The sequence below is a fragment of the Mesorhizobium sp. B2-4-17 genome, assembly GCF_006441275.1.
Taxonomy (GTDB): domain Bacteria; phylum Pseudomonadota; class Alphaproteobacteria; order Rhizobiales; family Rhizobiaceae; genus Mesorhizobium.
In genome coordinates, this window is record NZ_VFUX01000001.1 from 200,453 (window position 1) to 212,245 (window position 11,793).

The 11,793-nt window shown below is 63.8% G+C and carries 11 protein-coding genes; 4 read left to right on the plus strand and 7 right to left on the minus strand.

Annotation, left to right across the window (positions count from 1 at the left end; translation table 11 throughout):
* Positions 1 to 14: 14 nt before the first annotated feature.
* Both FJ548_RS00830 and FJ548_RS00835 read right to left on the minus strand, forming a co-directional pair.
* Positions 15 to 872, minus strand: a complete 858-nt coding sequence (locus FJ548_RS00830) for an ABC transporter substrate-binding protein (protein ID WP_140776283.1) — start codon at positions 870 to 872, stop codon at positions 15 to 17.
* Between the two features lie 102 nt (positions 873 to 974).
* Positions 975 to 1,988, minus strand: coding sequence for a 2OG-Fe(II) oxygenase family protein (locus FJ548_RS00835; protein WP_140776285.1), 1,014 nt, complete (start codon positions 1,986 to 1,988; stop codon positions 975 to 977).
* Between the two features lie 103 nt (positions 1,989 to 2,091).
* Between FJ548_RS00835 and FJ548_RS00840 the strand changes: the two genes are divergently transcribed.
* From FJ548_RS00840 to FJ548_RS00850, 3 genes are all read left to right on the plus strand, one after another.
* Positions 2,092 to 3,036 carry a nucleoside hydrolase gene (locus tag FJ548_RS00840; protein ID WP_140776287.1) on the plus strand — a complete coding sequence of 315 codons (945 nt, stop codon included), beginning with the start codon at positions 2,092 to 2,094 and terminating at the stop codon, positions 3,034 to 3,036.
* Positions 3,037 to 3,194: 158 nt separating this feature from the next.
* Complete coding sequence (locus FJ548_RS00845; RefSeq protein ID WP_140613475.1) at positions 3,195 to 3,869, plus strand: TetR/AcrR family transcriptional regulator; 675 nt, start codon at positions 3,195 to 3,197, stop codon at positions 3,867 to 3,869.
* A 186-nt stretch (positions 3,870 to 4,055) separates the two neighbouring features.
* Positions 4,056 to 4,286, plus strand: coding sequence for a hypothetical protein (locus FJ548_RS00850; RefSeq protein ID WP_140613476.1), 231 nt, complete (start codon positions 4,056 to 4,058; stop codon positions 4,284 to 4,286).
* A gap of 88 nt (positions 4,287 to 4,374) precedes the next feature.
* Here FJ548_RS00850 and FJ548_RS00855 read toward each other — a convergent pair whose 3' ends face one another.
* The 5 genes from FJ548_RS00855 to FJ548_RS00880 form a co-directional block, all read right to left on the minus strand.
* Positions 4,375 to 6,147: an AMP-binding protein gene (locus tag FJ548_RS00855; protein ID WP_140613477.1), complete on the minus strand. Its 1,773-nt coding sequence runs from the start codon at positions 6,145 to 6,147 to the stop codon at positions 4,375 to 4,377.
* Between the two features lie 180 nt (positions 6,148 to 6,327).
* Positions 6,328 to 7,029, minus strand: a complete 702-nt coding sequence (hisG, locus tag FJ548_RS00860; protein WP_140776289.1) for an ATP phosphoribosyltransferase — start codon at positions 7,027 to 7,029, stop codon at positions 6,328 to 6,330.
* Positions 7,026 to 8,147 (minus strand): ATP phosphoribosyltransferase regulatory subunit, encoded by a 1,122-nt coding sequence (locus FJ548_RS00865; RefSeq protein ID WP_140776291.1) that lies wholly within the window; start codon positions 8,145 to 8,147, stop codon positions 7,026 to 7,028. The genes hisG and FJ548_RS00865 overlap by 4 nt, the downstream gene beginning before the upstream one ends.
* Positions 8,148 to 8,291: 144 nt before the next feature.
* Entirely contained in the window at positions 8,292 to 9,791 is a 1,500-nt protein-coding gene (gene hisS / locus FJ548_RS00870; RefSeq protein WP_140776293.1) for a histidine--tRNA ligase, read from the minus strand.
* Between the two features lie 342 nt (positions 9,792 to 10,133).
* Complete coding sequence (locus tag FJ548_RS00880; protein ID WP_140766228.1) at positions 10,134 to 10,772, minus strand: DNA-3-methyladenine glycosylase I; 639 nt, start codon at positions 10,770 to 10,772, stop codon at positions 10,134 to 10,136.
* Between the two features lie 212 nt (positions 10,773 to 10,984).
* Here FJ548_RS00880 and FJ548_RS00885 point away from each other — a divergent pair, with 212 nt between their 5' ends.
* Positions 10,985 to 11,734 (plus strand): L,D-transpeptidase, encoded by a 750-nt coding sequence (locus FJ548_RS00885; RefSeq protein WP_140776295.1) that lies wholly within the window; start codon positions 10,985 to 10,987, stop codon positions 11,732 to 11,734.
* The last annotated feature ends 59 nt before the right edge of the window (positions 11,735 to 11,793 follow it).

The following is an 11,793-nucleotide window of genomic DNA, read 5'->3' on the forward strand; positions in this document are numbered from 1 at the left end:
GGCGCCGGGTAATTTCATTCGGCGCGGAGCGCGTCCATGGACCCGACGAAGTAAGGTTCCTTGATGGCGTAGGCGCCCATGCCGTACTTCTCGAGGATAGCCTTGTAGGTGCCATTCTTGAACAGTTCGGCAAGTGCTGCCACCATCATGTCGGCAGTCTCCTTGTCGTCCTTGGCGATCGCCAGGCCGAGGGGCGCAACCTCGTAAAGCGTCGGCAGCACCACCAGTTGCCCCTTGCTCGTCACCTCGAAATAGCTCGACGCGGTCGCATCGTCCATACGGGCGTCGACGCGATCGGACAGTACGGCCTGGACGATATCGGTCGAGGAGTTGAAGACAGACTTCTCGATGGCTGCCTGACCCTTGTCGGTGCACTCCTTGCCAAGCTTGTCGACCAGGAAATCCGAGGCGCTGCCGGCCGAGACGCCGATGCGCTTGCCGCAGAGCGGGGCGTCGCCGCTGAAGCTCGCCTTCTTGTCGGGCGACGTCGAGACGGCCAGCCCAGCCTTCAGGAACATGACGAAATCGACCTGCTTCAACCGCTCGGGCGTGGCCGAGAACGTCTCCCAGGCGATCTTGAAGCGGCCGGCGGCAAGCCCGGGTATCATGGAAGGAAACGGCGTGCGCTGCACGTCGAGCTTGGCGTCGACGAGCTTGGCCACCTCGCCGGCCAGTTCGATGATGATGCCGGTCTGCTTGCCGTCGGCATCGAGATATTCGAACGGCGCGAAGTCCAGCGTGTTGGCGACGGCAAGCTTTCCGCTCTGCTTGACGTCGGCCGATTTCGGCACGTCGGCGGCCTTGGAAATCCCACCCCAGGGCGTCACGGAGATCGCCAGCGCAAGGCCGGTCATTCGCAGATATGCATTCATTGCTGTTCCCCTTTCTTTTGCTTGTTTGCTATCTTCATCAGGCAAAACCACGCAAAGTCCGGGCCGGTCTCCGTTCGGAACCGGACCGGGCTCGGCATTCGCTTACGCGTTGGCCGCTTCCGCCGCCTTCTTCTTGCGGTAATGGTAATTCTTGTCGATGCGCTCCATCAGGTAGTCACCGTAGAGCACCGGCTCGTATTTCGGCTGCGTGCCGGCCGGCACGCAGACCGGCAGCGCCTCGATCGTCTCGTCCATGGACGGATCGAAGAAGAAGGGCTGGGAATAGCGCTCGCGTCCCGAGCGGTTGATGACACGGTGCGGCGTCGAGACGAACTGGTCGTTCGACCAGCGCGCCAGGATGTCGCCGACATTCATGACGAAGGAATCCGGGACCGGCGGTGCCGGCACCCAGTCGCCGGCCTTGTTCTTGACCTCCAGGCCGCCGACATCGTCCTGCGCCAGCAAGGTGATGAAACCATAATCGGTGTGCGGCGCCGAACCGAAGAGCCCTTCTTCCTGGGGCTGCGTCGGATAATGCAGCAGCCGCAGGAAGGTGGTCGGCTGCTCGAAATAGCGGTCGAGGCTGTCGGAGGGCAGGCCGAGCGAGAGCGCGATGGCGCGGACCATCTTGCGGGCGAGCGTGCCCATCTCGTCGACATAGCGCTCGATCGTCTGCCTGAAACCCGCAACGGCAGCCTCGTCCGGCCACTGGTTGGGGCCTTGCAGCGGCTTTTCGGCCAGGGCCCTGGGATCTTCGGCGCCGACCTCGTGCATGAAGAAGATCGACTCGCTCTGGTTGGGCTTGCTGACGGTCGCCACCGACGAGGTCACGATGGTCGAGCCGGCAAAGGGCAGGTAGCCGCGGAAATTCTTGTCGATCTTCAGCTTCGCCTTTTCCCTTTCAGGCAAGGCAAAGAAGCGCTTGCTGGCTTCGCGGACGGCTTCGACATCGGCGCGCGGAATCGGATGACCCGTGACATAGAGGAAGCCGATCGTCTCGAGATAGCGGCGCAGCGTCGCCGCCGTGGCCCGGATCGCGCCCTCGTCGTCGCCATAGAGCGCCGAGACGTCGAGGATTGGAATTTCGGAAAAATCGCCGCGCTCTTGTGCATCCATTTTCGAACACCCTGTCTTGAACATAAGATACAGTACTGTATTTCTACACATCCGAGCGGCCTCATCAATAGGCTTTCGATCGCAAAAGGAAGGACGCGGCATCATGGCACCACGCAAGATCATCATCGACACCGATCCGGGCCAGGACGACGCGTTCGCGATCCTCTTCGCGCTGGGATCCCCGTCCGAGCTCGAGGTGGTCGGCATCACCACGGTCGGCGGCAATGTGCCGCTTGCGCTGACGTCGAAGAACGCGCTGAAGGTGGTCGAGCTTGCCGGACGGCCGGATGTGCCGGTCTATGCCGGATGCGCGGCGCCGATGGTGCGCAAGCTGATCACGGCCGAATATGTGCATGGCGAAACCGGCCTCGACGGTGCCGACCTGCCCGAACCGGTGACGCCGCTCAAGAGCGAACACGCCGTCAACTACATGGTGCGCACGATCATGGATGCGGCGGAGGGCGAGCTGACCGTCTGCACGCTCGGGCCGATGACCAACCTTGCCATGGCCATGACCATGGAGCCGAGAATCGTGCCGCGCCTGCGCGAAATCGTGCTGATGGGCGGCGGCTTCTTCCAGGGCGGCAACGCCACGCCTGCCGCCGAGTTCAACATCTTCGTCGACCCGCATGCGGCGCACAAGGTGTTCGATAGCGGCGTGCCGGTGACCATGGCGGGCATAGACTGCACCTACACCGCGCTGATGACGCCCGAGTGGCTGGAGCGCCTGCGCGCAACCGGCAGTCGCGCCGCGATCGAGGCCGCGAACCTCGCGGACTTCTACCGCCAGTATGGCACCCACAAATTCGAAACGCCGGCGCGCCCCATCCACGATGCCTGCGTCACCGGTTATCTGCTGGCGCCGCAGCTCTATGAGCAGCGCCAGTGCGCGGTGACTGTCGACATCGTCTCGCCGGAGACGATCGGCATGACCGTGGTCGATTGGTGGCACGTGACCGGCCGGCGCAAAAACTGCAACGTCCTGCGGCGCATCGATCCGGCGCCGTTCTTCGAGCTCATGCTGGAGCGGATCAGCGCATTACCCTGAGCTAAGAGCCTTGTTTCTGTGCAATTCCGGACGGAAAACCACTTTTCCTGGAATTGCTTTGGCCTTCCGCGATAGATGGACTCTGGAGAATCGCGAAGCGCATCGAAGCCGGCGAACGGGTTGGAGGCGTCGCGCATGGCGATGAAGGTCTTGACCACATGAAAGCGGACAGCGCCCCGGCCAAAGGCAAGAGACCGTCCAAGGCCGCCCCGGGTCAGAAGGCGGCGCGGCAGACGCTCAGCCGCGAGGCCTGGATCGCGGCGGCGCGCAAGGTGCTGGAGAAGCGCGGCATCGCAGAGGTCAAGATTGATCGCCTTGCGCACCAGTTCAAGGTGACGCGCGGCTCCTTCTACTTCCACTTCGCCAGCTTGGCCGATCTTCGCGACGGCCTGCTGCAGGAGTGGCGCAACATCAATTGCGCGCCCTTCTGGGCCATGCGCGACATGCACGATATCGATGGCCTGCAATTCTTCACCGACATCGTGCATGTCTGGGTGGATGAAGCGCCGTTCAGCCCATTGCTGGATCTGGCGGTGCGCGACTGGTCGCGAACGTCGAAGAAGCTGACGCAGGAAGTCAAGGACATGGACAACCTGCGCATCGAACTCCTGATCCGCTCGTTCCGCGCCATGGGCTATCCCCCGGATGAAAGCCTGGTCAGGGCCCGCATCACCTATTTCCACCAGATCGGCCAGTACGCGCTGTCCTTCAAGGAAGACCCGGCGGTGCGCAGGAGCTACCAGCCGCTGTTCGGTGAAGTGCTGCTCGGACCGCTTGTGCAGGAGCCCGGGACAGCGCCACGGCCGTCGGAGATGAGGGGCGGACGGCGGTAGGGAGGCGGCTTTCGGGTAAGGAACGACCAAAGACGCCTTCGTGAGGCGATAATGGCGGGGCGGCTTTGTGCCTCATCGATGGATTGCGCTGACCACCGGGACGCTGTGGACTGATGGTCTTATCGGTATCGGCTGAGCCGCGGATCTGTGCTAGGCAGCTGCCCAACCAATCAGAGGACGACACCCGTGAGCGAATTGACCGTGGCCGAGGCGACCGAAAGTATCTACGCTTCACTGCGAGCGGACAATGCCGATATCGACGCACATATAGCGACGCTCAAGGCAGCGCTGACACGGGAGGGGATAAAGCAGGCAGTGTTCGATCCGACCAGGTTGGCGCAGAACAACCGCTCGGGTCGCAAGTTGATGCAGGCTTATTTTCGGCAGCGCGGAGTGAGCGTGAAGTTTTCGGACTAGCAGAACCGGGCGCGGGCGACCTCAAGAGCAAGGCTGGGATGCTCGGCCCTTGGCTTAGAGCGCAGGCATCATCTGAAGATTGCCCCTTTTACGCCGTCTTCTGCGTCACCAGGCCCAGTTCTTCCACCATAGCCTGGCGCATCAGGAATTTTTGCGGCTTGCCGGTCACCGTCATCGGCAATTCGGTGCGGAAGCGGATGTGGCGCGGCACCTTGTAGTGGGCGATCTGGTCGGCGCAGAAGGCCTTGATCTCCTGCTCGGTGGCGATCTGGCCGGGTTTCAGCACGATCCAGGCGCACAGCTCCTCGCCATATTTGGCGTCGGGAATGCCGAACACCTGCACTTCCCGCACCTTGGGATGGCGGTAGAGGAATTCCTCGACCTCCCGTGGGTAGACGTTCTCGCCGCCACGGATGACCATGTCCTTGACCCGGCCGACGATGTTGCAATAGCCCTCTGCGTCTATTGTTGCGAGGTCGCCGGTGTGCATCCAGCCGTCGCTGTCGATCGCCTCGCGGGTCTTGGCCTCGTCGTCCCAATAGCCCTTCATCACCGAATAGCCGCGCGTGCACAATTCGCCCGGCGCCCCGACCGCAACGGTGACGCCATCGGCATCGACGGCCTTGACCTCGACATGGGGGTGGACGCGCCCGACGGTGGAGACGCGCTTTTCCAGCGGATCGTCGACGCCGCTCTGGAACGACACCGGACTGGTCTCGGTCATGCCGTAGGCGATGGTCACCTCCGACATGTGCATCAGCGACACCACCTTCTTCATCACCTCGATCGGACATGGCGAACCGGCCATGATGCCGGTGCGCAGGCTGGTAAGATCGAATGTGTCGAAATCCGCGTGGTCGAGCATGCCGACGAACATGGTCGGCACGCCATAAAGGCCGGTGCAGCGCTCCTGCGAAACGGCATTCAGCGTCAGGCCGGGATCGAAGCCCTCGCTCGGGAAAACCATGGTCGCGCCCTTGGAGACACAGCCCATCGTGCCCATCGACATGCCGAAGCAATGATAGAGCGGCACCGGGATGCAGAGCCGGTCGTCGACGGTGAGCTTGATCGCCGAGGTGACGAAGTTGCCATTGTTGACGATGTTCGAATGGGTGAGCGTCGCGCCCTTGGGTGCGCCCGTCGTGCCTGAGGTGAACTGGATGTTGATCGCCTCGTTCGGCTTCAGCCCCTCGGAGATGCGGTCGAGGCTGTCATGCTCATCGCGGCCGGCCATGGCCAGCACGTCGCCGAAATTGAACATGCCTGGCGAATTGTCCTCGCCCATGCGGATGACGATCTTCAGTGACGGTAGTTTCGTTGCCTCGAGTTTGCCCAGCGTGGCCGTTGCGATCTCCGGCGCCAGCGTCTCGATCATGCCGAGATAGTCCGACGTCTTGAAGCTGGCGGCGGTGACGAGCGCCTTGCAGCCGACCTTGTTGAGCGCATATTCCAGCTCGATCAGCCGGTAGGCCGGGTTGATGTTGACCAGGATCAGGCCGATGCGGGCCGTGGCGAATTGCGTCACCAGCCATTCCCAACGGTTGGGCGACCAGATGCCGACGCGGTCGCCCCTTTCCAGGCCCAGCGCCAGGAAGCCGGCGGCCAGCGCATCCACCGTGTCCGACAGTTCGCTCCAGGTGAAGCGCTTGTCCTGGCCGACAAAGACGGCGGCATCGAGCGTGCCATATTTGCTGACGGTATCGGAGAAAAGCTCAGGGATGGTTTTGTCGAGCAGCGGTACCTTGCGCTCGCCCGAGACATGCGCCTTGCCGTCGACGGGTGCGATAAAGACGCTGCCGGCGCGCGCGCCGCGTCCGCGCAGATTGGTGGCGTTCTTCAGTTCGTCAAGATTGACCGGCATCGCTGTGTCCTCCAGCTCAGTGCCGAGCCTATCAGCCTGCCGGGACGGTGGAAACTGGGTATTCCCTGCCCTTGAGGGGAGGGTGGACAGCCGCCGAAGGCGGATGGACGGGTGGGGTCCTTGCGGCGGTGCTCGACGCGAGACGACCCCATCCGCCTCGCTTCCCTCGGCACCCTCCCCTCAAGGGGGAGGGAGAGCGCTCATTTTCGTGACGATGTCGCGCAGGATGGCTTCATCGCTGGCGGCGCGGGCCTTCTTCGATGCCACCAGACAGGCCTTCGATTTGAGGACGACGCCGTCGCTCAACACCTTGAGATGGTTGGCACGCAGCGTCGAGCCTGTGGTGGTGATGTCGACGATCACATCGGCAAGCCCGGCGGCCGGCGCGCCTTCGGTGGCGCCGAGGCTCTCGACGATGCGATAGACCTGGATGCCGTGTTTCTGCGAGAAAAATTGCTGCGTCAGCCGCCAGTATTTGGTGGCGATCCTCAGGCGTCGGCCATGGCGCTGGCGGAAATCGGCGGCGACGTCGTCGAGGTCGGCCATGGTGTCGACATCGAGCCAGATTTCGGGCACCGCCACCACGACATCGGCATGGCCGAAGCCGAGGCGGGCCACGATCTCGGCGCGGACCTCCCAATCGGCGAGATTTTCCCGCACCAGGTCCTCGCCGGTGATGCCGAGATCGACCGCGCCCTGGCCGATCTCGCCGGCTATCTCGGAAGCCGACAGGAAGGCGACCTCGACATTGTCCAGGCCCTCGACGCGGGCGTGATATTTGCGTTCGTCGCCGGGCAGGCTGATGGCAAGGCCAGCCTTGGCCAGCACCTCCAGCGCCTGCTCTTTCAGCCGGCCCTTCGACGGGATCGCCAGCGTGATCATCGTGCCGTCTCCCGCAACGCTTCGATGCGGTCGAGCCAGACGGAAAAGCCGACACCGGGGATCGCGGTCCTGGCGCCGAGCAGTGTCAGCAGCCGGTCGTAACGGCCGCCACCGGCCAAGGGACGCTCGCCATCCTGCGCGGCGATCTCGAAGACCACACCGGTGTAGTAATCGAGCGGACGGCCGAAGGCGGCGTCGTAGCGGATTTTTCCCGCGGGCAAACCATGCGCCTCGATCGCCCTGGCGCGGGCAGCAAACTTTTCAAGCGCGGCGCCCAGCGAAAGCCCGGCGCCGTCGGCGAAGGTCTCCAGCGCCCGCGCCGCGCCATCGAGCGGCACGTCGATCGCCAAAAATCCCTTCAGCGCCGCGAAGGCCTCGTTCGACAGCCGCACACTGCGCAATTCGGCTTTCTCGATCAATCGCCGCGCAATGTCGGACGGCGAACGGCCGGCCGATGCCGACAGCCCCGCCTCCTCCATGCCACCGGCAATGTGCGCCGAGAGGCCCTCGAGATCACCGTCGAGGACAAGTGCGGCGACCGGACCGGAAAGCTGGCCGTTACGCGGCGGGTTGGCGAGATCGGCAAGGGCTGCCTGCAACATCGGCGCCGAACCGAAGGCGCGCGCCAAGCGCATGCGCCAGCCGCGCGGCAGCCCGAGGGCGGCGAGCACCGCCTCGAAAATGCCCTGGTCGCCGAGCGTGACCGCTAGCGACTGTCCGGGCAGGACCAGTGAGAGCAGTGCGTGCGCGTCGGCCACGGAGCGGGCGTCGGCTTGCGCCGTGTCGCGGTCGCCGAGATCCTCGATGCCGGCCTGGAAGAACTCGTTGCCGCCTTCGCGGCGCTGGCGAAAAACTTCGCCCAAATAGGAATAACGGCGCGGCGTGCCGGCCTGCGAGCGGATATGGTCGAGGCAGACGGGAATGGTGAATTCCGGTCGCAGGCACAGCGTCTGGCCGGTCTCGCTTTCGGTGAGGAAGATGCGGCGGCGCAAATCCTCGCCGGCCATGTCGAGGAAGGGGTCCGCCGGTTGGAGGACCGCGACCTCGACCGCGTGCGTGTCGCGGGCGGCGAAGAGGTTGGTGATGTCGGTTGAGATGGCGGGGTAGCGGGAGGTCATGGAGCGCGCCCTCGCATCGCACGACCCTTTGGTTTGAGATCAGTGGGTCGACCGAAGGTCGGCGCTCCACGGCGCCCCCCTCTGTCCTGCCGGACAGGGGGAGATGTCCGGCAGGACAGAGGGGGGCGCGACAGAACGCGGCCTCTACTTGCCACGTGCCCTCTCCTCGGCCTGCGCCGCTAAAATCTTCTTCACCTCCGCAACCAGCTCACCCTCCGCCACAGTCACCTGCGCCGGCCGCGCCGCGCGCCATTCGGCATTATCGGTAATCTCGGCCGACATGCGCGCGCCTTCGATCAGGTCCTTGATCTGCAATTCACCTTTGGCGCGCTCGTCGCCGCCCTGGATGATTGCGACCGGGCAGCCGCGCCGGTCGGCATATTTGAGCTGCGCCTTCATGCCGGCGCCACCAAGATACATTTCGGAACGGATGCCGGCGGCGCGCAGCTCGGCCACCATTTTCTGATAGCGGCCGAGGCTTTCCGTGTCCTTGTCCATGACCAGCACGACCACCGGCGCGATCACATCGGTGCTGTCGAGCTTGCCGAGGTTCTTCAGCGCCGTCATCAGCCGCGAAACGCCGATGGAGAAGCCGGTCGCCGGCACCGGCTCGCCACGGAAGCGCGAGACCAGACCGTCATAGCGCCCGCCGCCGCCGACCGAACCGAAGCGCACGATCTGGCCGTCCTCATTGGGGATTTCCGCCAGCAGTTCGGCCTCGAAGACGGGGCCGGTGTAATATTCGAGGCCACGCACAATCGAGCGGTCCATGGCGATACGGTCCTCGCCATATCCCGCGGCCCTGACCAGGGCTTCAATCGTCGCGAGTTCGCCAACGCCCTCCTGGTAGGTCGTGTTCGCGCCGACATTGGAATCCTGGCGAGCCTGGCCCTTTGCTGTCGCAAGAAGAACGGCTTCGGCCTGTGCGTCGTTCAACCCAGCGCCCTTGGCGAAGTCGCCTTCGCCTTCCTTGCCGCCATCCCAGCGCCCCGGGCCAAGCAGGAGCCGCACGCCTTCCGGCCCCAACTTGTCCAGCTTGTCGATGGCGCGCAGCACCGTCAACCGGCGTCCCGTATTCTCGTCGCCACCAAGCCCGATCGCCTCCAGCACGCCGTCGAGTACCTTGCGGTTGTTGACGCGGATGACGTAGTCGCCGCGCTTGATGCCGAGCGCTTCCATCACGTCGGCCATCATCATTGCCATTTCGGCGTCGGCGGCGACGCCCGGCGTGCCGATCGTGTCGGCGTCGAACTGCATGAACTGGCGGAAGCGGCCGGGGCCGGGCTTCTCGTTGCGGAACACCCAGCCGGAGCGGTAGCTGCGGTAGGGTTTGGGCAGGCGCTCGAAATTCTCGGCGACGAAACGCGCGGTCGGCGCGGTCAGGTCGTAGCGCAGAGACAGCCACTGATCGTCATCGTCCTGGAAGGAGAACACGCCTTCGTTCGGCCGGTCCTGGTCGGGCAGGAATTTTCCCAGCGCATCCGTATATTCGATCAGCGGCTGGTCGGCGGGTTCGAAACCATAAAGCTCATAGACCGAGCGGATCGTCGCCATCATCTTCTCTACGGCGCGGATGTCCTCGGCGCTGCGGTCGGCAAACCCGCGCGGCAGCCGCGCTTTCGTCTTTTCCGATTTGTCGGCCATGAGATGTTTGCCCGGTGTTTCGTGATGTTTGCAGGTCAACAATGTTGCGATTTTCGCAATGCGCGTGTCCTAACCGATGCTGATTGGTGCGGCAAGGCTGGCGACGTATGTGCGCATCTACGCCCTGCCAACACCCATATTCACAAGATGACAAGCCATGCGGCGGGCCCATTCGAGCCGACATCCGGTGAAGTCGCCGGGCCCACCATGCGCGATGCGCTAGTGACAGGACTGCTGGTGATCTACCCTGCCCTTGCCATCGTGGCGGCCATTTTCGCCGGGCTTTACATGTCCAGAACCATCGGCGCCTGACAGGCCGGCGCCGGGGCGTAGGCGCCGCCGCTATTTCGGCCGCTTGAAAGCCTTCCGTTCCTTCTCGACCTCCTTGCGGCAGACGCAGCCTTCGAGATGGTCGTTGACGAGGCCCATGGCCTGCATGAAGGCGTAGACCGTGGTCGGGCCGACGAAGCTCCAGCCGCGCTTCTTCAGTTCCTTCGAAATCCGTACCGAGACCGCCGTGGTCGGGTTGGCGCGCAGATGGGCGAGGTCGACGATCTCGGGCCGCTCCTCCTTGCCGGGTTCGAACTTCCAGAACCAGGCGGCCAGCGAGCCGAATTCGTCCGCCATTTCGCGAGCGCGCTTGGCGTTGTTGATGGTCGAGACGATCTTGCCGCGATGGCGGATGATGCCGGCATTGCCGAGCAGGCGCTCGACATCCTTGTCGGTGAAGGCAGCGACCTTGTCGAAGTCGAAGCCGGCGAAGGCCTCGCGAAAATTCTCGCGCTTGCGCAGGATGGTCAGCCACGACAGGCCCGACTGGAAGCCCTCGAGACAGATCTTTTCGAACAGCCTGCGGTCATCGGCCACCGGCCGGCCCCATTCATGATCGTGATAGTGCAGATAGTCGGGCAGATTGCCATGCCAGAAGCAGCGCGCGACACCGTCGGGACCGGCGAGCAGGCCGGTGTTTTCTTGTTGCATGGCTGAAATCCATTCCTTAACGCGCTTTTGCGCTGCTTTACCGTGGCTTTACCAGATTCCTGAACGCGGCGGTAACCACACCAAAAGGTTTACTGACAGTTCGGCATTTTACGCATTCCGATTCATGTTTCGGTTGCTACTGGCGCGCCAATGATCGCCGAACCGGGGAGCGTTTCCACCCGGTTGTATCAGACGATCAAGGTGCGTTCCCGATGAAGAGAGTCCTGTTTCCCTTGCTCGGCGCCGTGGCTGTGTTTGCCGCCGGCGTCACGCCGTCCACCGCCGGCGGCCGCTATGCCGACAGGCCGCCCGTGATGGTGAGCCCCGACCTTTCTGCCCCGTGGGTGCTGCAGCTTGGCCATGCGCCCGGCATCGTGCGGCAGAACCGTTCGGTCGCGCAGCAGCAGCCGCGCCTGCGCTATGCGCAGCCGCAAGCACAGCCCGACCGCGTACAGACGGCCGCCGTGCAGATGCCGGCCAAGCGCATGGTGATGCGCCCACAGATCAACCCGATCTACCTGCCGCAGGAAGTCGACTATGACGGTGGGCAGAAGCCAGGCACGATCGTGATCGATACGACGCAGAATTTCCTCTATCTGGTCGAGAAGAACGGCAAGGCGCGGCGCTACGGCGTCGGCACCGGCAAGCCGGGCTTCGAATGGTCGGGCACGCACAAGATCACCAACAAGCGCGTCTGGCCGGACTGGCGCCCGCCGGCGCAGATGATCAAGCGCGAAGCGGCCAAAGGCCGCTACCTGCCGACCTATCTGGCTGGCGGCATCGAGAACCCGCTCGGCGCCCGCGCGCTCTATCTCGGCACCACCGAGTATCGCATCCACGGCACCAACCAGCCATGGACGATCGGTGGCGCGGTGTCGTCGGGCTGCATCCGCATGCGCAACGAGGACGTCGTCGACCTTTATGAACGGGTCAATGTCGGAACCACGGTCGAGGTGATATAATTTCGCGAATCACCTGATCCGGAGACGCATCGTTTTCCGGGGTCGGAAGAAATAAGGGG